Here is a 26,253-nt window from a genome sequence, read left to right on the forward strand (position 1 = left end):
AGGCGAAAGTCGGGGGCGTGCCAGAGTCGGCTGGCGGGTAGAGGCTGAGAGGAGATCAGAGCGATTCCAGGAAGCGCAGCAGCGCCTGCCGCTGGTCAGTCGGCAACGCCACGACCTTGTCTCGACTGGCCCTGGCTTCCCCGCCATGCCAGAGCACGGCTTCAAGCAGGGTGCGGGCGCGTCCATCATGCAGGAAGCCCGTCGCGGGATTGACCGTCTGCGCCAGGCCGATCCCCCAGAGTGGCGGCGTGCGCCACTCATTGCCGGTCGCCTCGAATTCGCGGCGATCATCTGACAGGCCATCGCCCATGTCATGCAGCAGCATGTCGCTGTAGGGCCAGATCGTCTGGTCAGCCAGTTGGGCGGCCACACCACCGGATGCGGTCGTCAGGCGTGGTCGGTGGCAGCTGGCGCAGTCAAGCTCCCGGAACAGTTGCTCGCCTTCGCGCACCGTCGGGTCATCGAGGTCACGCCGTGTCGGTACGGCGAGATTGCGCGAATAGAACGCCACATTGTCCATGACGTTGTCTTCCACCTCGATGGTGCCCCCGTTGGGCAGGTCTGCGCATTTCTGGACCGGCGTGCAATCGGTGGAGCTGACCAGATTCGATGTCAGGCCCATGTCGCCGGCGAACGCCTTGGCGCTTTGCTGGCGAACGTCGGGTTGGCCGGCCTTCCAGCCAAAACGCCCCATGACCTCGTGCTGCTCGGTCAGTGACCAGACGGTATTGGCGCGACCGCTGATGCCATCGCCATCCGCATCCTGCGGGTCGGCCCACTCGAGCAAGGTCTCCTCGCTGACCGCCTCGAGCAGCCCGAGGCCTACCATGCCCGGGGCAAGGCGCGGTGAGAGTGCAATGGGGCCAGGGTCGCCGAAGCCAGCCTCGACCAGGGAATAGCGCGGTTTGCGCAGCAGAACGACCTCTCCATCCGCCAACGGGACGGGCATCTCTTCATGGACGACCTGCATGCGGCCTTCGCGCTCGATACCGGGCACCGCGGCATTCTGCAGCTGAGTGCCATAGACGGGGTGCGGCATCACTCCAGCGATGCGGCGGAATTCACGCTCCTCATCGCTCCAGCTGTCCTCGTGGCTGTCCGGCATGCCCAGGCGCAGGAAGAGGCCCACCGAGGGGTCGCCCTCGGCCGGCAGACTGCCGCGTCCATCCTTGACGTGGCAGTTCTGGCAGGCATTGGTGTTGAACAGCGGGCCGAGGCCATCACGCGCGGTGGTGCTGGCGGGCGCGATCACCCAGGGGCTCTTGAAGAAGCTGTTGCCGACGCTGAAGGACAGACGTTGATCGAAGCTCAGGTTCTTGGCCGGCAGGGAGTAGGCATTGGTATCGTGCTTGCGCACGCTGCCCTCGCCACCACTCTTCGCGGTGTCCTGCAGTGGCAATGCGGCCAGATAGGCGCTGACGGTCAGCGGTGTCTGGGCGGCCTGTGCCACGCCCTGGGGCAGGGCGGTCAGTGCGATGGCAAGCGACAACGCGTGAAGGATCGGGTGTTTCGGGATGGCGTGTGGCATCGATGTAGGTCCTGGCTTGCGCGGTCAGGCTGCGAGTCCATCAGAGGCCTTCGGGCAAGGTGCTCTGAAGAATTAGCAGGCGCGCATAAAATGCTGGCACGAAAGCATCAACGCCCGAACCTGTACGAGACAGGTTCGGGCGAGGGGGCTGCGCGGCCATGGGCGGTTTCATCACCGCCCATGGCCTGGCAATCTCGGGTGAGTGCCTAGAATTCGTGATCCGCGGTATCGGCCTTCAGTCCGCTGATGCCGACGTCGTTGGCAATCTCTTCGATCAGGCGCGTCTGCGCGACCAGGTCTTCGATGCTGGCATTGATGATCTCGGCACCCTCGGCATTGCCCGGGGCGATCATCTGATCAAACTTCATGCCGTCTTCGGCGTCTGCCGTATCCACCATCACCTGCAGCTGGCCCATGGTGGTGTCCAGCGCCTCGTGCATCTTCTCGGCCAGCTCCGGGTCATTCTGGGCGACGAGTGCGTGCAATGACGGGCCTTCGAAGGTACGGCCATCCAGCGTCACGTACGTGCCTTCATAGACGTTCTGGATGCCCTTGGCATTGTAGAAGTGCGAGTAGTGGGTGTTGTCGGAGAAGCAGTCGTGCTCGTCCTCGAAGGAATTGGCTTCCAGCGCGACCTTCATGCGCTCACCGGCCAGCTCGCCCAGTGACAGGGAGCCCATGCCGAACAGCATCTTCTCGAGGCCTTCACCGGCCGGCAGGGAGGTCAGCTCGGCGCGATAGTTGTCCTTGTCGCCCTGTGCCCACTGGCCGACCATGTATTCCAGGTCATTGATCAGCAGGTCATTGGCCGCCAGCAGGTAGGCGCCACGGCGGTCACAGTTGCCGCCGGTGCAGTCCTCTCCCTTGGCATAGTCCGACGCCGGACGTTCGCCTGCGCCAGGCTCGAAGCCATGCATGTCCTGGCCCCAGAGCAGGAATTCGATGGCGTGGTAGCCGCTGGCCACGTTGGCCTCGAATCCGCCCAGCTCGTTCAGGGAGGCCAGCAGCTCCGGGGTGATCTCGGTAGTGTCGATCTTGTCGGCACCGATCTGCACGCTGTCGTTGGCGATGATGTTGGCGCTGGCGCCCGGGTTGCCCAGTTCCGCCTGATAGCCGTCGCCTTCGACGTAGTCGATCAGGCCTTCATCCAGCGGCCAGGCATTCAGCTGACCTTCCCAGTCATCGACGATGGCATTGCCGAAGCGGAAGACTTCACTCTGCTGGTACGCCACGCGCGCCTGTTTCCAGGCAGTGCGAGCCGCGGCAAGCGTCGCCTCGGACGGGGCTTCGATCAGCGCGGCGTTGGCGGCGCGCAGGGCATTGGCGCTGGCCAGGGCATCGCTGTAGGTGGCATGGGCCACGTTGGCGTACTGGTCAACGACGGCTTCAGCGCTCACCTTGCGATCATCGTGTGCATGGCCTTCATGCGCCTGGGCGGCAGAGCCGATCAGTGCCACGGAGAGCGCGATGGCGGCAGCCAGCGGCTTGCGAGCGATAGGGCGGAAATGTGCGGACATGAGGTTCCCTTGAACAGTCTTTTATTATGCAGATCGCGTGACGCGATGTCGTGAAGGCTCGACGCGACGGTGACAGGTGTCATGTCGTGCTCGGTGTCGCGTGGCCCACCTCTGACGGAATCATATTGAGAACCTTTATTATTTGCAATCGTCCAGAGTCAGTCAGGCAACTCAGCAGTGCGTTCCGTGCAATGCAGGATGCCTGTCTTCTCGAGACTCGCCACATGAGGGACGAGGCCTCCGCTGCCTTGGTGGCGGGCGCGCCCTTGAGTGGCAAGCGGGACTGTCACGTCAGTCCTGCCGCCTGGATCAGGGCCTGCGTGTAGTCCTCCCTCGGATTGCCCAGCACTTCGGTAGTCGTCCCGCTCTCCACCAGCTTGCCTTCGCGCAACACCATCACGCGGTGGGCCAGGGCCCTCACCACGGCCAGATCATGACTGATGAACAGGTAGCTGAGGCCATGACGCGCCTGCAGGTCGCGCAGCAGGGCGATGAGTTGCTTCTGGACGCTGCGATCCAGCGCCGAGGTGGGTTCATCCAGCACCAGCAGGTGAGGTTCGAGAATCAGGGCGCGGGCCAGCGAGATGCGTTGGCGTTGCCCGCCGGAGAACTCGTGAGGATAGCGATCGGCGCACTCGGCAGGCAGCTCGACCTCGCGCATGACCTGCGTCACGCGCTGGCGTACCTCGTCCTCTGAGAGCTCAGGCTGATGAAAGCGCAGGCCTTCACTGATGATGTCCGTGACGGGCATGCGCGGCGAGAGCGAGCCATAGGGGTCCTGGAAGACGATCTGCATCTGGCGTCGCTTGTGACGCAGGGCGTTGCGATCCAGCGTATCGATACGGGCATTCTCCAGACGAATCTCACCGCGTGCGGCCTGCAGCTTCAAGAGCGCCAGGGCGAGGGTGGTCTTGCCGGAGCCCGACTCGCCCACGATCCCGAGGGTCTCCCCGCGCGCGAGGGTCAGATCCAGCGGCTGAAGCGCGATGAAATCCGCTGGACGTTTCTGGAACAGCTTGCGAGGACGCGAGAAGCGCACCTCCAGATCACGTGCTTCCAGAACGGGCGTGCCCGCATCCTCAGGGTCGAGTGGCGCGGCCACCCCTTCAGGCTCGGCGGCCAGCAGTTCGCGGGTATACGGGTGGCTGGGAGAATCGAAGACCTCTGACACCGGGCCTTGCTCGATGCATTCGCCTTCCCGCATCACGATGACGCGGTCTGCATGGCGGCGGACCAGATTGAGGTCATGGCTGATCAGGATCATGGCCATGCCCTGGTCTCGCCGCAGCCTGTCGAGCAGAGCGAGGATGTCCTGCTGCACCGTGACGTCCAGCGCCGTGGTGGGCTCGTCGGCGATCATCAAAGGCGGCTGATTGGCCATCGCCATGGCGATCATCACGCGTTGGCGCTGACCGCCAGAGAGCTGATGCGGCCAGGCCTCGAGGAGTTCTTCCGGGCGAGGCAGCTGAACCTGCTTGAGCAGCTCGATCACTCGCTGGCGTGCCGCATGGCCACGCAGGCCCTGATGCAGCCGCAGGCTCTCGCTGATCTGGTCGCCGACTCGGGCCAGGGGGTTGAGGGATGTCATCGGTTCCTGGAACACGAAGCCGATCCGGTTGCCGCGCACGCGTTGCCATTGGCGGCTCGTCAGGGCTGACAGATCCAGCCTCTCTCCCTCGAGCGTGGTGAACTCCCGCGTGCCGGTGACATGGGCATGCCCCGGCAGCAGGCCGAGACTTGCCAGCAGGCTTACTGACTTGCCCGAGCCGGATTCGCCGACGATGGCCAGACATTCGCCGCGCTTCACGTCCAGCGACAGATGCCTGACGACAGGTGTCTTGCCAAAGCGGATGCAGAGATCGTCCAGTCGCAGCACACAGTGATCCCGGGAGCGCGGCTCGGCGTTGGCTGCTGTCGTGGCTTCATGCATTGACTGACTCATGCGTCCTGCTCCCGGGCACTGATATGACGTGGGTCGAAGGCATCGCGCAGCCCTTCACCGATGAAGACCAGCAGGGTCAGCATGATGCCGAGACTGAGAAATGCCGTCATGCCAAGCCAGGGGGCCTGGAGATTGTTCTTGCCCTGCGCGACCAGTTCGCCCAGCGACGGGGAGCCTGCCGGCAACCCGAAGCCCAGGAAGTCCAGCGCGGTCAGGGTCGTGATGGCGCCCGTGAACAGGAAGGGGATGAAGGTCAGGGTGGCGACCATCGCATTGGGCAGTACATGACGCCACATGATGAGACGTGAGGGCAGGCCCATGGCGCGGGCCGCGCGCACATACTCCAGATTTCGCGCACGCAGGAATTCGGCGCGCACGATATCGACGATCCCCAGCCACGAGAACAGCAGCATGATGCCGGTCAGCCACCAGAGATTGGGTTCCACGATGCTGGCCAGGATGATCAACAGGAACAGCACCGGCAGTCCAGACCAGATCTCGATCAAGCGCTGCCCGATCAGATCGACCTTGCCGCCGAAATAGCCCTGAACGCCACCGATCAGCACGCCCAGCACGATGGAACCGGCGGTCAGCACCAGAGCGAAGAGGACCGACAGGCGGAAGCCGTAGATCACCCGCGCCAGCACGTCCCGTCCCTGGTCGTCAGTGCCCAGCCAATGACGGGCATTGGGAGCCGAAGGCGCGGGCGACCCCAGGTTGAGATCCAGGGTGTCATAGGAATACGGGATCAGGGTGTTGAGCATGAAGCCCTGCGCCGCGATGGCGTCGATCACATAGGGATCGCGATAATCCGTGGCGGTCGGCAGGAAGCCGCCGAAGGTCGTTTCCGGATACTCCTTGAGCATCGGCAGGTAGAGCTCGTCCTGATAGGAGACCAGCAGTGGGCGGTCATTGGCGATCAGTTCCGCCCCGAGCGACAGAATGAACAGCACGCCGAAGATCAGCAGTGACCACCAGGCGCGCCGGTTGTCACGAAACGCCGTGATACGCCGCCGCGTGATGGGCGACAGGCGCGAGCGGTGCGGGCGTTCCGGCACGTCCTGGACGACGTTGGTCTCCCCTTGAAGGGGTGTGTCGTGACGCATCTCAAGCCTCCCGGGTCGCGAAGTCGATGCGCGGGTCGATCCACACATACATCAGGTCTGATACCAGTTTCAGGATCAGGCCAATCAGGGTGTACAGGTACAGGGTGCCGAAGATCAGCGGATAGTCGCGCTGCAGTACCGCCTCGAAGCCCAGCAGGCCCAGGCCATCGAGAGAGAAGATGACCTCGATCAGCAGCGAGCCGGTGAAGAAGATGCCGACCAGCGCCGCCGGCAGCCCCGCGATGATGATCAGCATGGCGTTGCGGAAGACATGTCCGTAGAGAATGCGGTTCTCGCTGGCCCCCTTGGCGCGCGCCGTCAGCACGTACTGCTTGTGGATCTCATCCAGGAAGCTGTTCTTGGTCAGCATCGTCAGGGTGGCGAAGCTGCCGATGGCGGAGGCCAGCACGGGAAGGGCGATGTGATGGAAATAATCGAGGACCTTGCCAAGCGTCGAGAGCTCCTCGAAATTCGGGGAGGTCAGCCCCCTGAGCGGGAACCAGTCGAGATAGCTGCCGCCGGCGAACACCACGATCAACAGGATCGCGAACAGGAAGCCCGGAATCGCGTAGCCGACGATGACGACACCCGAGGTCCAGACATCGAAGCGTGAGCCATGCACCAGTGCCTTGCGAATGCCCAGTGGTATCGACACCAGATAGACCAGCAGCGTCGTCCACAGGCCCAGGGAAATCGAGACGGGGAGTCGCTCCAGCATCAGGTCGATCACCGGGCGGTCGCGGAAGAAGCTGTCGCCGAAATCGAACTGCGCGTAGTCGACCACCATGTCGCGGAAGCGCTCCCAGGCGGGCTTGTCGAAGCCGAATTGCTGCTCCAGCTCGGCGATCAGGGCCGGGTCGACTCCCGAGGCTCCGCGGTAGGTGGAACTGGTGCCGGAGCCGCTGGTGACGCCATCGCCACCCCCACTGTTCAGCCGTGTGCTGGCCCCGGCGCTGAGGCCGTCAAGACGCGACATCAGCTGCTCGATGGGCCCGCCGGGAGCCGCCTGGACGATCAGGAAATTCAGCAACAGGATTCCAAGCAGTGTCGGAATCATCAACAGGACTCGGCGCAGAATATAGGCACCCAAGAGCAATCTCCCTGCGTGTCATGCGGCCGCCTTGTGAGTGGCGGTCCGGATGGCATCGTGTTCATTCATGGTTGAGCAATCGCCGGGGCGGGCCTTGCAGACGCCCCATGTCGGTCGTGCTGGCCAATGCCGAGGGATGCGCGGCAGTTGGCCATCTTCACGCGAGTGTTTCAGTCGTCTGACTCGTCATCAGCCTCAGCCCCGGGGACGATCCACCAGCTGTCCAGGCTCAGCAGATACTCCGGGAACGGCTGCGGATAGCCGAACTTGTCCCACAGCGCGATGCGAGTCGCCGCGAGATGCCACTGTGGCACGACATGGAAGCCCCAGCGCAGCACGCGATCCAGTGCTCGTGTGGCGCTCAGCAGATCTTCGCGGGTCTGGGCCTGGATCAGGGCATCGGTGAGTGCATCGATGACCGGACTCTTCAGGCCGATCAGGTTGCGCGAGCCGGCGACATCGGCGTAGTCACTCGTCCAGTACTCGCGCTGTTCGCTGCCGGGACTGTTGGACTGGGGGTAACTGCCGACCACGACATCAAAATCGAAGCTTCGCCGACGATTGATGTACTGGTTGACGTCGACGGTGCGGATACGCGCCTGGATGCCGATGCGTGCCAGATTGCGAATCCACGGCTGGATGACCCGTTCGAACTGGGTGTCGTAGTTGAGGACTTCCAGTGTCAGCGGCTTGCCCGTCTCGTGATTGACCAGCTGGCCATCCGCGACGCGATAGCCAGCGTCCCGAAGCAGGTTGAGTGCCTTGCGCAGCCGCGGGCGCAGTTCCGTGGGCTCATCGATGGGCAGCGGGTCGCGGAAGACGGCGGCGGGCAACTGGTCCTTGAACGGCTCAAGCAGGGCCAGTTCCCGTCCTTCAGGCAGGCCATTCGCGGCCATGTCCGAATTCTCGAAATAGCTGTGGGTCTGCTGGTAGGCGCCGTAGAAGAGATTGCGGTTGACCCAGTCGAAATCGAAGACCAATGCCAGGGCTTCGCGTACCCGCGGGTCCTGGAAGCGCGCGCGGCGTTCATTGAGCACGAAGCCCTGCATGCCGGCAGGATTGCTGTCCGGCACCTCCAGCTTCTTCAGACGCCCGTCTCTGAGCGCAGGCGTGTCATAGGCCGTCGCCCAGTTCTTGGCGCTGCTCTCCACATGCAGGTCAATGCTGCCGGCCTTGAAGGCCTCCAGCGACACGCTCTGGTCGCGGTAATAGTCATAGACCAGTGTCTGGATGTTATGGCGTCCCTTGTTGACGGGCAGGTCCTTGCCCCAGTAATCCGCGACACGCTCATAGCGTACCTGGCGTCCGGCATCCAGCGAGGCCATGCGGTACGGCCCTGAGCCAAGCGGCAGTTCCAGCGTGGCGCGGGTGAAATCACGTGTCTTCCAGTAATGCTCGGGCAGGACCGGCAGCTGACCGATGATCAAGGGCAGCTCGCGGGCGGCGTCGGGGGCCATGTCAAAGCGAACGGTATCGGTGTCGATCAGGCTGACGCGAGTGACATCGTGGTAGTAGCTCTTGAAGAAAGGCAGGCCATCCTTCATCAGCAGACGATAGGTGAAGACGACATCCTCGGCGGTGACGGGTTCCCCATCATGAAAGCGTGCGCGGGGATCGATATCGAACTCGATGGCACTGCGGTCTTCTGCCAGTCGGATCCCGCTGGCCAGCAGGCCATATTCAGTGAAGGGTTCATCGGCAGACTGGGTGAGCAGGGTGTCATAGATCAACCCGCCGAAATAATTGAGTCCTGCCACCGAGTTGCCCTTGAGGATGAAGGGGTTGGTGGAGTCGAAGCTGCCGATGGCGGCGCGAGTCATACGTCCGCCGATGGGGGCGTCAGGATTCACGTAGGGGAAGTGCGTGAAGCCTGCCGGATGTGCCGGTTCGCCATAGATGGCCAGTCCGTGCACGGTCGGCACGTCCAGGGGGGCCACGGGAGTCTTCTGATCAGTGGTCCGCGATGAGGATGCATGCGCCGGTGCAATGGCGGAGAGAATCAGAGCCCCGAGGCACAGTGCACGAAGTAGGCGTGCATGCCGAGGGATAAGAGAAGCAGCCTGCATCAAAGGACATCCTTGAATGGGGGATCATGGCGCGAAGGGCCAGGTGACAATGTCGGGCGGCACTGGTGGACACAAGGCAGGCAGGTCAACTCACTGCCAAGGGGGTCCGCAAGCATCGACCTCGCCAAGAGTATCGAAGTTCCCCGTTATCGACCATTGTTCGGCCACGACGAGGGCGACTGACTGGTGCCAGTGCCGGCGTTTCAGTGTCTGTTGTTGCCTCGTGGTGTCGGTCTCCGAGTGCTGGAGGAGTCCAGGCTGACAGGTGCTTGATATCAAGACGCCCCCGCCATGGAGCATGGCGGGGGCGTCTTGATGTTGCGTACGTGCTGCGTAGGTGCTGCGCAGGCGATGGCGCTCAGTTGGCGCTGTAGAGCGTCAGCATCTGGCCCGGACGCAGATAATCGGCGGAAGAGAGCTTGTTCCAACGCGCGATCTGGCGGGTGGTGACATTGTGACGCGCCGCAATCACCGACAGCGAATCGCCACGCTTGACGCGCACCTTCTTGAGGCCGTTGGCTTCTGCGAGTTGCGCCGCTGCCACGCCGCGAGTGGCGTCAGGCACCAATAGAGGCTGACCGACCCGGATGGTGTTGCCGCTCAGGCGATTCTTCTGCTTGAGCTCCGCCAGTGTCAGTCCACTGCGACGGGCGATGACCGACAGGCTGTCGCCACGCTGGACACGGTACTCCGCCCAGCTTTCGCGGGTCTCTTGCGGCAGGGTCTCAAGCTTGCTGAGGAAGGTGTCACGTGCCGTGGCCGGAATCACCAGCGAGCTGTCTCCCGGGCTTGTCGCCCACCGCTTGTACGCGGGATTCAGGGTGCGCAGCTCGCTTTCGCTGATGCCAGCCAGTCTGGCGGCAACGGAAAGGTCAAGCTGGCCCCGGGTATCGACGGCGGCGATTTCCGGGGTGTCCGGAATCGCCGGCAGATTCAGGCCGTACTCTTCGGGTTCACGGATCACCGCAGCCAGCGCCAGCAGCTTGGGCACGTACTCCATGGTCTCGCTGGGCAGCTTGATGTTCCAGTAATCCTCATCCCCTGAGCCGGCACGTCGGCGCGCGCGGTTCACGGTGCCGGCACCGGCGTTGTAGGCGGCCAGCGCAAGTTCCCAGTCTCCGTCGTACCAGCGCTCGCCCTGGGACTGCAGATAATCCAGTGCGGCATCGGTGGCCATCAGGACGTCCTTGCGGCCGTCGTACCAGCGGTTGCGGGTCAGGCCCATGGCATCGCCGGTCTGGGGCATGAATTGCCACATGCCGGTGGCGCCGCCGGGGTGGGCGGCATCCGGATCATAGGCACTCTCGATGAAAGGCAGCAGGGCAAGTTCGGCCGGAAGGCCGCGCGCCTCGGTGCGACGCGTCACGTAACGCAGCCAGGGGCGAGCCTGTTCGGCGATACGCTCCACGTGCTCCGGGTGCTCTTCATACCAGTCGATCCATTTGCGTACTCGAGGGCGTCCGGTGTCCTGCTGCAGCTGATAGCCGGCACGCAGGCGCTCCCACACATCATCGTAGCGCGCGGGCACCGCATCGATGGCTTGCATGAAATTCAGAGGAGCACTCTGATGCACGCTGGTGGGTGTCAGGTCGTCGAGCGCCCGAGAGCTTGCATTGGCAGGGGTCGCCATCAGCGGCAGACACAGGCCGGCTCCGAGGGAGGCGAGGCGAATCAGGTAACGCAGACGTTCAGCAGTCAGTGGCAGGCGGGCCGGCGTGTCGGCGGCAGATGTCTTGATGACAGAGGTGTCGTCGGTACGGAGGTCTTGCTGATGCATTGACGGAGTACTCTTTGGCGAGCCTGCGTCGGATGGGCACGACACGGGCTCAGCATGCCGGACATTCCGGCGCAAACTGTGACTGCGGGGGCTGATCGGGATCACGAGAACCCGACCCGCTGTCACGCGAGACGCCTGCCCATCTTCAGGTCGTGGGCAGGCGCGCGGTCAGCGGGTCTAGAAGCTGTCCTTCCACTGGCGCAGTGCCGTGAAGGCTGCCAGTGACGTGAGGGGCTCGTCCTCTGAGGCAGTGAGGCGCCCTTGCTGGAGCAAACGTTGTTGCAAGGTGGGGTCATCACTGCGCAGGAAGGGGTTGATCTGTCTTTCACGCGCGATGCGACTCGGGAGGGTCGGGCGGCCGGTCTCGCGGGCGCGCTCACACTCGGCGATCACCTGATCGCGTTGCGTGTTGTCAGGCTCCGCCGCGCGGGAAAATGCCAGGTTGGCCAGGGTGTACTCGTGAGCCGGGAAGACGAGGGTGTCTTCAGGGAGTGATGCCAGTCGCGTGAGTGACTGGTGCATCTGCTCTGGTGTGCCTTCGAACAGACGGCCACAGCCCGCACTGAAGAGGGTGTCCCCGCAGAACAGCAGCCCCGGCATGCCGGCACTCACGAACGCGATGTGGTCCAGTGTGTGGCCGGGCACTTCCAGGACATCGAACAAGCGTCCCTGCACGCGCACGCTGTCACCATCGGCGACACGCACATCGATTCCCTCGATGGCCGGGTTGTGCGGGCCGACCACGCGAGGGCGGTAGCGCTTGATCAGCTCGGGGAGGCCGCCGGTGTGATCCTGATGGTGGTGAGTGATCAGAATCGTGTCCAGAGTCAGGCCGCGGGTTTCCAGAACCTCGATCACCGGCGTGGCATCACCCGGATCGACGACGGCAACCGTGTCGCTGTCGTCGCTCTGGATCAGCCAGATATAGTTGTCCTGAAAGGCCGCTATGGGCGTAACGCTCATCATGGTGGTCAGGTACTCTTGTCGTGTCGGTATCCCATTGCGTGACGGGGGAGGCTGCCGGTGACGTGACCGAATGAAAGAACTTGGCAGTTCCGTCCCGCTGGCGATTGGCGCAAGCCTTCGCCAGGCATATGGTGGATACGATGTCTTCAAGTGATGTCGAGGCCATTGCTCACGGAGGTTTTGGCGTGGCATCGACGATGCGATTTCTCATCGGACAGCCCAGGGCGTTCATCGCCGCTCTTTTCCGGGGTGTCTGGCGTTGGCAGCGCGCAAGCGGCTGACGTATCGCCATGCAAAGGCGTAAAGCCTGCCGAGCAAGCGGGTAAGTGTCAAACCTCTTGTGGTGTGAGAATGTAGAAGTGTGTGACATCTTGCTTGCGCGTGGGGCGCTCCCCCATGAAAGAGACGGGAGATGCAGGGATGTGGAAAAGTCGCTCACGCGGGGCGGATTCCGCTGCGCAACTCACCCCGGAAGCGCGTCGCCGACAGCACGCGCGGCTGCTGGGCGCCCACGTGCGAGCGATGCGCGCCTTTCTTGAAGGGGCGGACGGCAAGGACATTCTCATCGCCGAGCGCGAGATGTTGACGCCGCTGTTCGAGCGTTGCTTCGGCTTCCACAGTCTGTGTCTGGGGCCGGGAGACAATGACCTGCTCTCCTTGTCTCCCATCCGGCATGCCATCCATTGGGCGCCGGAGCCCGCCCTGGCCCAGTCGCCATCGACCCTCATCTGCCCGCTCACTCAGCTGGCCCTGCCAGATGAAAGCATGGACATGGTGATGATCCATCATCTGCTGGAGGTCGCACCGGAGCCTCATCGCCTCTTGCGCGAAGCGGCGCGTGTCCTGCGCTCCAGCGGTTGTCTGATCATCGTCGCCTGGCAGCCGATGTCCGGGGAGGGGCTGCTGCGCCTCGACCCCCGGCGGCGGCACATCACTCCCTGGGAAGGCAGCTGGCGCACCCCGGCGGCGCTCAGGGACTGGTTGGCCTTCGTGGACTTCGAGATCGAGCGTATCGACTACGCGGGGTTTCACCTGCCTGGCTTGCGCCTGCGCCATGGTTGGCTCGAGCGGATGGGACGCCGTTACAACCTGCCTCTGGGCAGCCTGATGCTGATACGGGCCCGTCGCAATGTCGGGTACGTGCAGCCTCTGAATGCCAAGCGCTCACGCGTGGCGATTCCCGGTGTCGCCATCGGGCAGGTGACCCGCCTGCATTCACGCGACAATCATGACTCCCGTTCGTCGGATGACTCGGGCAAGGTGTGAGCCGTGCAGGCCATGCCGACACGCCGTCCGTGTCGCCAGGTGGGCTGACATGGACTGTAAGGACACACAGGTCGCTTTGCCGCTATCCGGCATGAGCGGTTAGAATGTCGCCCTGGCAGCAAGCCCGCGTCGAAGTGACGTCGCGCCGTGTCATTGCCTGTGTCCTGTCCTTTCTCCAAGAGTGTTCCCCTGTGAGTCACAGTGTCTCCTCGTCCGATCTCGCCAATGATGCCTCCTCAGCCGCCCCCAGCCCTCGGGTGGTCATCCACACCGATGGTGCCTGCCGGGGAAATCCCGGCCCGGGAGGGTGGGGAGCCATTCTCGTCAGTGGCAAGCATCGCAAGGAACTCAAGGGTAGCGAACAGGACACCACCAACAATCGCATGGAGCTGATGGCCGCCATCGAGGCCCTGAAGGCGTTGACCCGGCGCTGTGACGTGGTGCTGTGGACGGACTCCGAATACGTCAAGAATGGCATCACCAAGTGGGTCCATGGCTGGGTCAAGCGCGGCTGGAAGACGGCTGCCAAGCAACCGGTCAAGAATGAGGCGCTGTGGAAGGCGTTGCTGGAACAGAGTCAGCGTCATGATATCGAGTGGCGCTGGGTCAAGGGCCACAGTGGCGACGAAGGCAATGAACGTGCCGATAGCCTTGCCAATGAAGCGATCGATGAGATGCAGTCACGCCGTTGAGCACGCGGCCACTGGCCCGGCAGCTCAGAGTCAGGTGCCACCGAGTCACAAACCTCAGCGTCAGAAGCACCAGCGTCGGATACATCAGGACCAGTGTCTTCAGAGCCAAGTTCACCCGGACCCGTTCACCAGGTCCCGTTCACCAAGAGGTCTGAGATGCGTCAGATTATTCTCGATACCGAAACGACCGGTATCGACCCGAAGGAAGGCCACCGTCTGATCGAGATCGGTGCGGTGGAGATGATCAATCGCCGTTTGACGGGGCGCACTTATCACCAGTACATCAATCCGGAACGATTGATCGATGAAGAGGCGATCGGCGTCCACGGCATCACCGATGAACGGGTCGCCAATGAGCCGGTCTTCGCGGACGTGGCGGATGCCTTCTGGGAGTTCATCAAGGGCGCCCAGCTCGTCATTCACAACGCGCCCTTTGACGTCGGCTTCATTGATCATGAATTCGGCCTGATCAATCCACGGCGTAGCCAGCCGCTGGGGCCGGTGGCGGAACACTGCGCGATCCTCGATACCCTGAAGCTCGCCCGTGAGAAGCACCCCGGTCAGCGCAACAACCTGGATGCGCTGTGCAAGCGCTACGATATCGACAATGGGCACCGCGTGCTGCACGGTGCCTTGCTGGATGCGGAGATCCTCGGCGACGTCTATCTGGCGATGACCGGCGGGCAGACGGCGCTCGGGCTGGACGACATAGACGATGGCGATGAGGGAGAGGGCGGCATTGTCGGGGTGCGTCGCCTTCGGGCGGACCGCCCGCGTCTGGTCACGCCCGGGCTCTCGGCGCTGGAGCTTGAGCGCCATGCTGCCTGGTGCGAGGAAATTCGTGCCAAGACAGAATGTGCCTTTGACAAGGTGGCGATCGACGCGCTGGGCAGCCTTGACGGCAGAGGCAACCCGGGAGGCGCTGTCTGATGCTGATACGTGATCTGTCACGAGTGAACCAGCGTCAGGGGTACCTGATTCGCATCGGGCGCGACGGGGTCGCCCCGGCGCCCGATGGCGGCATCATTCAACCGCCATGCGACTGGCCATCCGGCGCGATTGCACTGGGAGAGTGGCAGGGGGCGCCGATCGCCGTGCTTGGCGAGAATGGGTCTTCCGAGTGGCCAGGCGCTCGGCAATGGTTGCATTCACTGCCCAGAGAGCAGTTCCCGCTGCTCTCAAGTGCCCTGCAGGTGCTCAAGTGGGCGCGGGACCATCGTTTCTGTGGACGTTGTGGCAAGCGAATGAAACGTCTGGAACATGAGTTCGCGATGCACTGTACCGGTTGTCAGCATCGCAGCTATCCGCGAATCTCACCCTGCATCATCACGCTGATCACGCGTGGGCGTGAGTTGCTGCTGGCACGCAGTCCGCGTTTCGGGCCCGGCATGTACTCGACCCTGGCCGGCTTCATCGAAGCCGGGGAAAGCGCCGAGGAAGCGGTAAGGCGCGAGGTCCTGGAGGAAGTGGGTGTCGAGGTCGGGCGCGTGAGTTACTTCCAGAGCCAATCCTGGCCATTTCCTCACTCCTTCATGTTGGGATACTACGCCGAATATGCGGGCGGGGAGATCGCCATTGATGGCCATGAGATAGAGGATGCCCAGTGGTTCACACCTGAATCCTTGCCTGGCTTGCCGCCGAAGTTCTCGATCTCGCATGCCTTGATCGACAACTTCCTGCGCTCCGTGGCCAGCGGTCGCTGACGCCTGGCACTCCGGGCTGTCAATGAAAACGCCCCTGCCAATGGCAGGGGCGTTTTCATTGACGGTATCGCTCATCGAGCGATACCGATCAGCAGAGGTCGCATCCGCTGTTCTGCCGTCACTTGTTCGGGAAGAGAGAGGTCAGCTTGGTGGCCAGCATGATGTTGCCGGTCGCTTTCAGGCGGCCCGTCATGAAGGCCTGCATGCCGTCGACTTCGCCCTTCATCACGCCCTTGAGGGTATCGCTGTCAGTGGACAGCGTGACGGACGGATCGTCGTGCTCCCCTTCGCCCACGTCCAGGGTGCCATCCTTGACGACCATGTAGTAGTCATCACTGTCGGTGATGTTGAACTGGAAGACGTCGTTCATGCCCTTGGCGGCGTCCGGGTTGAAGCGACTTTTCAGCATCTCGATGACGGCGTTGGCGTCTGCCATGGCAATATTCCTTTTCAATGGTGAAGGCTGGGAAAGTGGATATGGGGTTCAGCACTTTCAAGGCTGTGCATCAGACTATTTCAAACGATCGTTCCAATCAAGCGCCGAAGATGATCTCCTCCGTTGCAGCGGCCCTTGCGCTGACCGAATCAACCCGCGTTGTGCCACCCTGTCTCGCAGCGCCGTGCTCGCCTTGCAGAGAGGGTCATTTGCCCCCATGTAGCAGGAATCTCACAGCTGGCCTGGTGGCCACTAAAGTCGTTGTCCGTCAGACAGATCCGTGCAGGTCGCGGTGTCCGACGACACCCATGTCGTTCAGGAGCAAGTGCATGCAATGGTTATCGGAATATGGCCTCTTTCTCGCCGAGGCAGTCACGGTGGTGGTGGCCATTGGGGCGATCATCCTCATGATCGTGCGTGCCCGTCACGGGGACAGTGGTGAGCGCGAGGCTCGCCTCAAGATTCGTCCCTGGCATGAGCGCATGCAGCACCTCCAGCGGGAATTGGGACAGGCCGGGTTGGAAGATGCCGAGCGCACCGCCAATGCCAAGGCACGCGCCAAGAAGGAGAAGCAGGAGGCCAAGTCTCTCAAGAAGGCGCTCAAGGCCAAGGCGAAGCGCAAGCCTTCCGATGACGTTCAGGAACAGGACTCCACTGCCGGGCGTCGGGTGTTCGTGCTCGATTTCGTCGGCGATATCAAGGCGACGGGAGTGGAAAGCCTCGCCGAGCAGGTCACCGCGCTGGAAGGCGTGCTGACCGACAAGGATGAAGTGGTACTGCGACTGGAGTCTGGTGGTGGCCTGGTGCACGCCTACGGTCTGGCCGCCGCACAGCTGGATCGTCTACGTGCGGCTGGCGCGCGTCTGACAGTTACCGTCGACAAGGTGGCCGCGAGTGGCGGGTACATGATGGCGTGTGCCGCTGATCACGTCGTGGCGGCGCCGTTTGCCGTGATAGGGTCCATCGGCGTCGTGGCACAGGTGCCCAATGTGCACCGTCTTCTCAAGAAGCACGATGTCGATGTGGAGATCCTGACGGCTGGGCGTTACAAGCGAACGCTGACGATGCTGGGGGAGAATACGGAAGAAGGGCGTGAAAAGTTCCTGTCTGACCTGGCCCGCACCCATGACCTGTTCAAGCAGCACGTCGGTAGCCGTCGTCCGCAACTGGATGTGGAGGCTGTGTCACAAGGGGACATCTGGTATGGCAGCGAGGCGATCGCGATCGGTCTGATCGATGAGGTGGGCACAAGTCAGGCGCTGCTGGCCGGCTATCTCAAGCAGGATCTCAAGATATTCGAAGTCAGTCTCGAAAAGCCGCGTCGCATGATGGATCGATTCGGGAAGGGGGTGACGCTGAGTCTGGATCGTGTGCTTGACCGCGTGCTGGAGCGCAATGTCGAGTCACGCTGGCAGCAGCACTGAGACCTTCGCGAATCGAGACCTGCGGAAAACAGGATCTGCGCGAATCGTGATCTGCAGGCGTCAGGCTCTGCACGAATGCAAGTCTGTGGGCAATGGCGGCCATTCCCTGGCCATCCGTCAAACGAGGAGTGAGGAAGGTGCGAGAGACCCGGTGATGTTGCGGGTCTGGCTCAGCCTGGTCATGGCATCACGTCGCGACATGGCGTGACCGGATGATCCGATGGCTTCCCTCAAGGGCGTCAGTCTTCGACTGGCGCCCTTTTTCAGCGATAGAGTTGTTGAAGCGTGCGGATCACGCCTGCAGCGTTGGGGCCCAGCAGTGAGTAGTAGATGGTCTGTGACGCCCGGCGAGTCCGCACCATGCCTTCGCGACGCAGAATGGCCAGATGCTGCGACAGGGCTGACTGGGAAAGTTCGAGACGTGAATTCAGTTCACTGACCGACATTTCGCTTTCACTGAGCAGGCAGAGAATTCGCAAGCGATTTTCATTGCCCATTGCCTTCAACAGGGCAGTGGCTTCCTCGATCACGCGATCACCTGCCTGGTGTAACGTGATGACATCATCTTGCGCAGGCATGGCGGGTTTCCTCGCGGTTGAGACCTTGGCATTCATTGGTGAGCTCCGGTGCTGTCTGGGGGATTCCATCATCAGATTGGCCGTCCTTGTGGTGTCAGGCATGAAGTATCCTTGTTTTAGTGAATCATCAATAACTCCACGTGCTACGTCCAAGGCAATATTAAACGATAAATCATCGAGGGTGGTCTGATCAGGGGTGGACTTTTCCTTTTCCTGACGCTGGTCGACATACGGTCGTTCGTTTCACTGCGTGTCGATGACGTCATACGACGAACTGACCAGAGTTGGATGCCTCATCTGACATTCACACGGTCGGGTTTTGGCCTAAGGTTCTGATAGTGCGCATGCGCGTCACCTGCCATCAGCGTGGTGGGACACTTGGGGTCGCCAGCTGCCGGCATCTTCCAGGCGCAGTCCCCGAGTCGAAGGCGCGTAAGGCGTGATACTGCTTTCTGATGGCAACGCCATGCCATGAACCCCGTGCCAGCATCGTCAACGAGGTAAGCCATGCCTGAGACCGCCAAGCGATCCGCACGCGAGCACTACGAATCACTTGTCTCGCGTGCCAATCAAGCGCCAGAGGACTTCTGGGCTGAGCAGGCCAGGCGCATCGTCTGGTTCCGTGATCCAGCGACCATCCTGGCCTGGGATGCCCAGGAGCACGCCCGTTGGTTCATTGATGGCGAGATGAATATCTGTCATGCCGCGCTGGACCATCACGTGGCCAATGGCCGCGGGGATCAGGTGGCGCTCTACTGGGACTCTCCCGTCACTGACAGCAAGTGCCAGTACACCTATCGAGAGCTTCGCGACGAAGTGGCCAGGCTGGCGGGTGCCCTGCGTGACAAGGGGGTCGAGAAGGGTGATCGCGTGATCATCTACATGCCGATGGTGGCGGAGGCCGCGATGGCGATGCTGGCCTGCGCACGCCTGGGGGCGGTGCATTCCGTGGTCTTCGGAGGATTCTCCCCCAAGGAGCTGGCCGTACGGATCGATGATGCGACGCCCAAGGTCATCCTGGCGGCCTCCTGTGGCATCGAGGTCGACCGTGTCATTCCCTACAAGCCGTGGCTGGATGAGGCGATCGAACTTGCGACGCATACGCCAGAGGCCTGCCTGATCCTGCAGCGTGAGCAGCAACGAGCCACCCTGGGGCCGCGAGACCACGATTGGCAGGAATGTCTGGCGCATGCCCAGGCCACGGAAGCGGTCAGCATGCTGGGAAGCGAGCCGCTCTATATCCTCTATACCTCAGGCACCACCGGGACGCCCAAGGGTGTGGTGCGCGATCACGCCGGCTACGCCGTGGCACTGCATTACTCCATGGAAATTCTCTACGGGACCCGCCCGGGGGACACCTTCATGGCAGCCTCCGATATCGGCTGGGTCGTGGGGCATTCCTATATCGTCTATGGCCCGTTGCTGGTGGGAGCCTCGACGGTCATGTATGAAGGCAAGCCGGTCAGGACGCCGGATGCCGGAGCCTTCTGGCGCTTGATCGAGGAGTATCGGATCAACTGCTTCTTCACGGCACCGACCGCCTTCAGAGCCATCAAGAAGGAAGACCCCGACGCCAGCCTGATGGCCGGGCGTGACCTGTCCAGCCTGCGCAGCCTGTTCCTGGCGGGGGAGCGACTCGATCCTCCCACCTATCATTGGTTGAATGACCTGCTGCCAGTGCCGATCGTGGATCACTGGTGGCAGACGGAAACCGGCTGGCCGGTCGCGGGAAATCTGCTCGGTCTCGACATGATCACTCGCCAGGCGAGTGGTCCCCGAGCGCCGGTCGAGGCACGCGCGGGCAGTGCGACCTGGCCGTTGCCCGGTTTCAATGTGCAGGTGCTCGATGGCCTGGGAGACGAGGTCGAACCCGGAGTGCAGGGTAACGTGGTCATTCAGCAGCCGCTGCCGCCCGGGTGTCTCACGGGGCTCTATCACAATCCCGCGCGTTTCCACGCCGCCTACCTGGCGGCGTACCCCGGCTACTATCTGACGGGAGACGGCGGCTATCTTGACGAGGACGGCTACCTCTTCGTGATGGGGCGCATCGATGACGTCATCAATGTGGCAGGGCATCGCCTGTCCACCGGGGAAATGGAACAGGTCCTCGGCTCACACGAGGCAGTGGCGGAATGTGCGGTGATCGGCATCGAGGATTCGCTCAAGGGCGAGATGCCGCTGGGACTGGTGATCATCAAGGATGCCTGGCGCGGTGACGAATCAGCTCTTCGTCAGGCGCTGGCGCAGCGTGTGCGCGATGAGATAGGGGCGATCGCCTCGCTCAAGGACGTACTGATCGTCGAGCGGCTGCCCAAGACACGCTCCGGCAAGATTCTGCGCAAGATGATCCGTCAGATCGCCGCGGGAGAGCAGTACCAGATTCCCTCGACCATCGATGACCCGGCGAGTCTGGAGGATGTGCGTGAGGCATTGAGCGAGGCAGGCGTTGGTCTGGCCGGACAGGCGCGCAGTGCTTGAGTGATGTGAGCATTGCCGGTGAGTGAACGCTTGGGCGCAGATCGCGCCTGCCGCAAACACAAGGCCCCCGTCATGAACCATGACGGGGGCCTTGTGTTCTTGCGTGGAGCGATCAGTTCATCAGGTGCGTGCGACCACGGGGTTGGCGCGTTCCCGACGGGCAAGCCAGGCGATGCTGACGACCAGCAGCCCTGCCAGGCTCAGCCAGCCGAACAGCGTGCTGTCGGTCAGGCCCATCACCAGGTACGCCAGCAACGAGATGCAGGCGCCCAGCAGCGCGTAGGGCAACTGGGTCATGACGTGATCGATGTGATGGCAGCTCGCGCCCGTCGAGGACAGGATGGTGGTGTCGGAAATCGGTGAGCAGTGGTCACCGAAGACCGAGCCCGCCAGTACGGCACCCATCATCGGCAGCATCATCGCGATCTCGGTGGCTGCCGCCATGTCTCCGGCGATCGGCAGCATGATGCCAAAGGTGCCCCAGCTGGTGCCGGTGGCGAAGGCCATCAGGCCGGACAGCACGAACAGCAACATCGGAAGCCAGGTGGGGGAGACCACGCCATCCACCAGCGTCGCCAGGTATTCGCCCGTGCCGAGTGAGCCGATGATGCCGGTCAGCATCCAGGCGAACACCAGGATATAGACGGCCGGCAGCATCGAGCGCGCGCCCTGGACGATGGCACCGATGCTGCGGCCAGTGCCCATGCGGTGACGCAGCAGCATCATCACGGCGGCGAGCAGGCCGATGGCACCGCCGATGATCAGCGATCCTGCGACATCAGTCAGCTCGAAGGCACGCACCAGGCCGAATGCCTCGCCCTTGGCGGCCAGCGCACTGGCGCCGGTCTGCACGATCATGAAGAAGGTGGCGATCACCAGCACGATGATCGGAATCAGCAGATCCACGGGGCGGCCACGTTCCGACTCTTCGACATGGGTGTTGCCGGGAGGATTGCCACGGCTGGCGTCAAACAGCTCGCCATCACGCGCGGCGATGGCATGTCGGCGCATGGCACCGAAGTTGATGTCGAACCAGGCCGAGGCGATCACCAGCACCAACGCCGCAATCGCGTAATAGTTGAGCGCGGAAAGCTCCAGGAAGGCACCGAAGGGGCTGACATCGGTGATGTGGTGCGTGGCCAGGATTCCAGCGATCAAGCTGATGATGTAGGCGCCCCAGCTGGAGATGGGGGTCAGCACGCATACCGGTGCGGCGGTGGAGTCGATCAGATAGGCAAGACGAGCCCGCGACAGGCCCTGGCGATCCGTCAGGGGGCGGCAGATGTTGCCGACCGCCAGGCTGTTGAAGTAGTCATCGATGAAGATGAAGACTCCCAGCAGGACGGTCATCAGCTGCGAGCCGCGACGGGTAGTGACCCGTTCACGCGCCCAGTTGCCGAAGGCGCGCGTGCCGCCGGCCAGAGTGATGACACCGACCATCGCCCCGAGAGCGAGCAGAAACAGCAGGATATAGACATTCCAGCTGTTGAGCGTGACATCGGCCAGTTGACCGCTGTCCGGCAGCTCGACGAAGACCGCGACCAGCTGGCGCCAGAGATAATCCAGCGTGGTGAGCGGTGAGAAATCATTCAGCAGCAGAGCGCCAGAGACAATACCCAGCCCAAGGGAGAGCATGACGCGACGTGTCAGTATTGCGAGACCGATGGCTATGATCGGGGCGAGCAGCGAAAGCGGGGACGCCGCGTAGCTGGTCAGTTCCATGTATCACCTGTTTTCAAAGGCAGGCGCCGGGACAATGCGCGCTGCCGGGTGCCGTAATGGCTGTTAGGGTGCGTGGGCGTCAGGGAAGAGCACCGTCCTGATGTGGCGCATCCGACCGGCCGCAGTCGTGGTGTCGCAACTGGGGGAGGGCGTCGCTGATGCGCCGAACACGTCCTGCAGCATCAGGCTGACCGATGCCTGCAGGTGGGAAGGGGGCGCATTATGCCCGAGAGGATCAGACAGCGAAACATTGCCTTGTGCATCTAAAGTCTAGGATGCAGTGAAAAAGACCGACATTTCGCCGGTTCCCCACTAGAATCCCGCTGTGAAACGCCAATGTTCAGTATGCTCTTCTTGCTAATCCGTGTCGGATATGAAGAATGGCGCTCACCAAAGCATGTCGAGCAGCCCTTTCGTAGTGGTTGCTCGCTGCCAGCGGCAGGAAGGCCATGGCTTTTCACGCCGCCTGGCAGCGTCGACAAGATCAAAAACCCGCCAAAGCGAGACCGACATGTCGGAAACAACGTCCATCATTCCAGCGCCGATTCTGGCGTTGATCGATGCAGGCAATGGCCTGCTGTGGGGCAGCGTATTGATCTACCTGCTCATCGGAGCGGGTCTTTTCTTCACGGTCATGACCAAGGGCATCCAGTTCCGCTACTTCGGCCACATGTGGAAACTGCTGGCCACCTCACGTCAGGGTAGCGAAGGCGGGATCTCCTCCTTCCAGGCGCTGGCCACCTCCCTGGCGGCACGTGTCGGTACCGGTAACCTGGCCGGTGTCGCCGTGGCGATTTCCTTGGGTGGCCCGGGTGCCATCTTCTGGATGTGGATGACGGCACTGGTGGGCATGTCCACCAGTTTCATCGAGTCCACCCTGGCCCAGGCCTACAAGGTGTCACACAATGACAATACCTTCCGTGGTGGCCCGGCCTACTACATTGAGAAGGGCCTGGGGCAGCGCTGGATGGCGATCCTGTTCTCCGTGTGTCTGATCATCGCCTTCGGTCTGGCCTTCAACTCCGTGCAGTCCAACTCCATCGCGCTGGCCATGGAGCAGGCCTTCAGCGTGCCGCCGTGGATCATGGGCGTGATTCTGGTCGTGGTGATGGTGCCGATCATCTTCGGTGGCATGAAGCGCATCACGCGGACCGCCGAGCTGATCGTGCCGATCATGGCGCTGCTCTATCTGCTGCTGGCCATCTTCGTTGTGGCGATCAACATCACCGAGCTTCCGGCGGCACTGGGCACCATCTTCCGCAGCGCCTTCGGTCTTGAGCAGGCAGCAGGTGGTGCGCTGGGCTACACCATCGCGCAGGCGATGATGAACGGCATCAAGCGCGGCCTGTTCTCCAACGAAGCCGGCATGGGCTCTGCGCCGAATGCCGCGGCGATGGCGACCACCCGGCACCCGGCTTCCCAGGGCTTCGTCCAGATGCTGGGCGTCTTCATCGATACTCTGGTCATCTGCACCGCAACCGCTGCCATCATCATCATGAGCGGCACGCTGGGCAACGATGGCGGCAATGATGGTATCCAGATCACCCAGGCGGCGTTGACCTCGCAGGTCGGCAGCTGGGGGGGTGGCTTCGTGGCGATCGCCATTCTGCTGTTCGCCTTCACCTCGCTGGTGGCGAACTACTCCTATGGCGAGTCCAACATCGAGTACATCTCGGGCAAGAAGAACGCCAAGCCGGTCATCATGCTCTATCGCTTTGCGGTGCTGGGCATGGTGATGCTGGGCGCAGTCGCCAGTCTCAAGAACATCTGGAACTTCGCTGACCTGTCGATGGGGGCGATGGCGCTGATCAACCTGATCGCCATCCTGCTGCTGTCGCCGCTGGCCTTCCGGATCTTCAAGGACTACGACCGTCAGCACAAGGCCGGTCAGGAGCCGACCTTCGACCCCGAGAAGTTCCCGGAGCTCAAGGGCAAGGTCGACCCCGCCATCTGGAAGAAATGAGCGTCACCCATGAAAGCCCGCGGTGCGGAATGAGGCGTCCACCTCTCCCTGACCACCCGGTCAGAATCTCCGTGAGTTGACATGCCAATGGCCGCGCATCGTGATACGATGCGCGGCCATTCTGGTTCTCGACGGCGAGATATCGCGCGAGATACCGTCAATCGTCAGCTGTTATGCCGTCTGTCAGGGTTCCCTCACCCCTGCTGTTGGCCTGGAACCAAAAAGGACCTCAGATGCTCCTCCTCACCGCGAGTCAATCGCGTCGTGCGCTCGTCGCACTGTCCCTGTTTCATATCCTGATCATCACGGCCAGCAACTACCTGGTGCAGTTGCCGATGACACTGTTCGGCTTCCATACCACCTGGGGTGCCTTCAGCTTCCCGTTCATCTTCCTGGCCACTGACCTGACCGTCCGGCTGTTCGGCAAGGTACATGCTCGCCGCATCATCGCGCTGGTCATGCTGCCGGCATTGCTGGTCAGCTACATGATCTCGGTGATCTTCCATGGCGGCAGCCTTGCCGGGATCGAGGCGTTGGGCGAGTTCAATCTGGTCGTGGCACGCATTGCGCTGGCGAGCTTCATCGCCTATGTGATCGGCCAGCTGTTGGATATTCAGGTCTTTGATCGTCTGCGTCGCAATGCTCACTGGTGGGTCGCGCCCATGGCATCGACGCTCTTCGGCAATCTCGCCGATACCTTCGCCTTCTTTTCGGTGGCATTTCGCAATGGCCCGGACGTCTTCATGGCGGCACATTGGGTCGAGATCGCCTGGGTGGACTACGCCATCAAGTTGATCATTTCGCTGCTGCTCTTCCTCCCGATGTACGGTCTGTTGCTTGGCTGGTTGACGCGTCAACTGCTGGCGAGAGGCTTCATCGCCGGGCGTGAAGGCGCCTGATCAGTCCGACATCTCCCTGTACTCGAATTGCCGCCATGATGTGGTAGCCTTGAGAAAAACAGGGAGTTGATCTGCAATGAAAATCGCGGCGGTGTACAGCATCAAGGGCGGTGTCGGCAAGACGGCTTCTGCCATCAACCTCGCGTATATCGCTGCCAACAGTGGTCTCAGAGTGCTGTTGTGGGATCTGGACCCTCAAGCCGCAGCGACTTTCTATGTGCGGACCAAGCCCAAGCTCAAGGGCGGCGTCGAGAAGCTGATCAGCGGCAAGCAGGACCTGTCACGCGTGATCCGGGCGACCGACTATCGCAATCTGGATGTCCTGCCGGCCGAGTTCTCCTATCGCAATCTCGATCACATTCTCGAGGAAGAGAAGCGCTCTCGCCTGCGCAAGGTATTGAAGCCGGTGCGTGACGATTACGACCTCGTCATCCTGGATTGCCCCCCGAGTATCTCGACTCTCTCCGAGCAGGTCTTCGCGGCCGCTGATACGTTGCTGGTCCCGATGATTCCGACGGTGTTGTCACTGCGCACGCTGGAGCAGCTCAATGCCTATCTGGCCGAGATCGATCTCGATGTGCCTGTCTGGCCATTCTTCACGCTGGTCGATCGTCGCAAGACCTTGCACAAGGATGTGATGGAGTCCCTCAAGCAGGACCATCCGCTGCAGCTCAGTGGGCATATTCCTTACTCCAGCATCGTCGAGCGCATGGGAATCGAGCGCAAGCCGGTGCCGGTCTTCTCGCGCAACAGTGCTCCGGCGGCAAGCTACCGAGAGTTGTGGAAGGAAGTCGGCCAGCGTCTCGGGCTGCTCAAGGAGCCGGCAGCTGGTGAGGGGAAGGCAGACGCAGACGCGAGCACGCCTGAGACGAGCACGACCGCTGGCACGTCCACTGCCAATCAGTCCGCTCAGCCCTCGGACAAGCCGGAGGTCAGCACCGATTCCAAGGCCAGGACAGCCAAGTCGTCCACCGCGAAATCGTCTGGCAAACCCTCTGGCAAGCCTTCTGACAAGTCTTCCGGCAAGCCCTCTGGGAAGTCGGGAGCCAAGCGCAGCAAGAAGGGCGGCAACCTCGGCGATTGATGCCCAGCATCTCACT

20 protein-coding genes are annotated in these 26,253 nt (G+C 62.3%); 9 read left to right on the forward strand and 11 right to left on the reverse strand.

Annotation, left to right across the window (positions count from 1 at the left end):
- Positions 1 to 55: 55 nt before the first annotated feature.
- The 8 genes from QD228_RS12800 to gloB all read right to left on the reverse strand — a co-directional run bounded on the left by QD228_RS12800 (position 56) and on the right by gloB (position 11,992).
- On the reverse strand, positions 56 to 1,528 hold the full coding sequence (locus QD228_RS12800) for a di-heme oxidoredictase family protein (RefSeq protein ID WP_279875768.1): 1,473 nt from the start codon (positions 1,526 to 1,528) through the stop codon (positions 56 to 58).
- A 206-nt stretch (positions 1,529 to 1,734) separates the two neighbouring features.
- Entirely contained in the window at positions 1,735 to 3,045 is a 1,311-nt protein-coding gene (locus QD228_RS12805; RefSeq protein WP_271303021.1) for an imelysin family protein, read from the reverse strand.
- Positions 3,046 to 3,331: 286 nt separating this feature from the next.
- Positions 3,332 to 4,975, reverse strand: a complete 1,644-nt coding sequence (locus QD228_RS12810) for a dipeptide ABC transporter ATP-binding protein (protein WP_279875807.1) — start codon at positions 4,973 to 4,975, stop codon at positions 3,332 to 3,334.
- 8 nt (positions 4,976 to 4,983) lie between these two features.
- A complete protein-coding gene (locus QD228_RS12815) occupies positions 4,984 to 6,093 on the reverse strand; it encodes an ABC transporter permease (RefSeq protein WP_279875769.1) in 1,110 nt (369 codons plus the stop codon).
- A gap of 1 nt (position 6,094) precedes the next feature.
- The gene (locus QD228_RS12820; RefSeq protein ID WP_279875770.1) at positions 6,095 to 7,183 is read right to left on the reverse strand and encodes a microcin C ABC transporter permease YejB; all 1,089 of its coding nucleotides are present in this window, start codon (positions 7,181 to 7,183) and stop codon (positions 6,095 to 6,097) included.
- A 170-nt stretch (positions 7,184 to 7,353) separates the two neighbouring features.
- Positions 7,354 to 9,120 (reverse strand): extracellular solute-binding protein, encoded by a 1,767-nt coding sequence (locus QD228_RS12825; protein ID WP_308457336.1) that lies wholly within the window; start codon positions 9,118 to 9,120, stop codon positions 7,354 to 7,356.
- A gap of 487 nt (positions 9,121 to 9,607) precedes the next feature.
- Positions 9,608 to 11,026, reverse strand: a complete 1,419-nt coding sequence (locus tag QD228_RS12830; protein ID WP_176493234.1) for a LysM peptidoglycan-binding domain-containing protein — start codon at positions 11,024 to 11,026, stop codon at positions 9,608 to 9,610.
- Between the two features lie 177 nt (positions 11,027 to 11,203).
- Positions 11,204 to 11,992 (reverse strand): hydroxyacylglutathione hydrolase, encoded by a 789-nt coding sequence (gloB, locus tag QD228_RS12835; protein WP_136937885.1) that lies wholly within the window; start codon positions 11,990 to 11,992, stop codon positions 11,204 to 11,206.
- A gap of 420 nt (positions 11,993 to 12,412) precedes the next feature.
- Here gloB and QD228_RS12840 point away from each other — a divergent pair, with 420 nt between their 5' ends.
- From QD228_RS12840 to nudC, 4 genes are all read left to right on the forward strand, one after another.
- Positions 12,413 to 13,258, forward strand: a complete 846-nt coding sequence (locus QD228_RS12840) for a methyltransferase domain-containing protein (protein ID WP_077376780.1) — start codon at positions 12,413 to 12,415, stop codon at positions 13,256 to 13,258.
- Positions 13,259 to 13,449: 191 nt separating this feature from the next.
- Positions 13,450 to 13,950: a ribonuclease HI gene (gene rnhA, locus QD228_RS12845; RefSeq protein ID WP_240704129.1), complete on the forward strand. Its 501-nt coding sequence runs from the start codon at positions 13,450 to 13,452 to the stop codon at positions 13,948 to 13,950.
- 156 nt (positions 13,951 to 14,106) lie between these two features.
- Positions 14,107 to 14,880 carry a DNA polymerase III subunit epsilon gene (dnaQ, locus tag QD228_RS12850; protein ID WP_077376774.1) on the forward strand — a complete coding sequence of 258 codons (774 nt, stop codon included), beginning with the start codon at positions 14,107 to 14,109 and terminating at the stop codon, positions 14,878 to 14,880.
- Complete coding sequence (gene nudC, locus QD228_RS12855; RefSeq protein ID WP_077376771.1) at positions 14,880 to 15,653, forward strand: NAD(+) diphosphatase; 774 nt, start codon at positions 14,880 to 14,882, stop codon at positions 15,651 to 15,653. Before dnaQ ends, nudC begins: the two co-directional genes overlap by 1 nt.
- 118 nt (positions 15,654 to 15,771) lie before the next feature.
- On the opposite strand, the gene QD228_RS12860 is transcribed toward nudC, so the two are convergent.
- The gene (locus QD228_RS12860) at positions 15,772 to 16,089 is read right to left on the reverse strand and encodes an SCP2 sterol-binding domain-containing protein (RefSeq protein WP_077376768.1); all 318 of its coding nucleotides are present in this window, start codon (positions 16,087 to 16,089) and stop codon (positions 15,772 to 15,774) included.
- A 329-nt stretch (positions 16,090 to 16,418) separates the two neighbouring features.
- Between QD228_RS12860 and sohB the strand changes: the two genes are divergently transcribed.
- Entirely contained in the window at positions 16,419 to 17,513 is a 1,095-nt protein-coding gene (gene sohB, locus QD228_RS12865; protein ID WP_279875772.1) for a protease SohB, read from the forward strand.
- 263 nt (positions 17,514 to 17,776) lie between these two features.
- Here the strand turns inward: sohB and QD228_RS12870 are convergent, their stop codons facing one another.
- Entirely contained in the window at positions 17,777 to 18,091 is a 315-nt protein-coding gene (locus tag QD228_RS12870; protein ID WP_077376763.1) for a metalloregulator ArsR/SmtB family transcription factor, read from the reverse strand.
- Between the two features lie 507 nt (positions 18,092 to 18,598).
- Between QD228_RS12870 and QD228_RS12875 the strand changes: the two genes are divergently transcribed.
- Positions 18,599 to 20,569 (forward strand): AMP-binding protein, encoded by a 1,971-nt coding sequence (locus QD228_RS12875; protein WP_279875773.1) that lies wholly within the window; start codon positions 18,599 to 18,601, stop codon positions 20,567 to 20,569.
- Positions 20,570 to 20,689: 120 nt separating this feature from the next.
- Here the strand turns inward: QD228_RS12875 and QD228_RS12880 are convergent, their stop codons facing one another.
- Positions 20,690 to 22,291: a Na+/H+ antiporter NhaC family protein gene (locus QD228_RS12880; RefSeq protein ID WP_084208769.1), complete on the reverse strand. Its 1,602-nt coding sequence runs from the start codon at positions 22,289 to 22,291 to the stop codon at positions 20,690 to 20,692.
- A gap of 511 nt (positions 22,292 to 22,802) precedes the next feature.
- On the opposite strand from QD228_RS12880, the gene QD228_RS12885 reads away from it, so the two are divergent.
- The 3 genes from QD228_RS12885 (at position 22,803) to QD228_RS12895 (ending at position 26,237) form a co-directional block, all read left to right on the forward strand.
- Positions 22,803 to 24,254, forward strand: coding sequence for a sodium:alanine symporter family protein (locus QD228_RS12885; protein ID WP_279875774.1), 1,452 nt, complete (start codon positions 22,803 to 22,805; stop codon positions 24,252 to 24,254).
- A gap of 233 nt (positions 24,255 to 24,487) precedes the next feature.
- Positions 24,488 to 25,153 (forward strand): 7-cyano-7-deazaguanine/7-aminomethyl-7-deazaguanine transporter, encoded by a 666-nt coding sequence (locus QD228_RS12890; RefSeq protein WP_077376751.1) that lies wholly within the window; start codon positions 24,488 to 24,490, stop codon positions 25,151 to 25,153.
- Positions 25,154 to 25,229: 76 nt separating this feature from the next.
- On the forward strand, positions 25,230 to 26,237 hold the full coding sequence (locus tag QD228_RS12895; protein ID WP_347882133.1) for a ParA family protein: 1,008 nt from the start codon (positions 25,230 to 25,232) through the stop codon (positions 26,235 to 26,237).
- Positions 26,238 to 26,253: the final 16 nt, after the last annotated feature.

It is taken from the genome of Cobetia sp. 3AK, from assembly GCF_029846335.1.
Classification (GTDB): domain Bacteria; phylum Pseudomonadota; class Gammaproteobacteria; order Pseudomonadales; family Halomonadaceae; genus Cobetia; species Cobetia marina.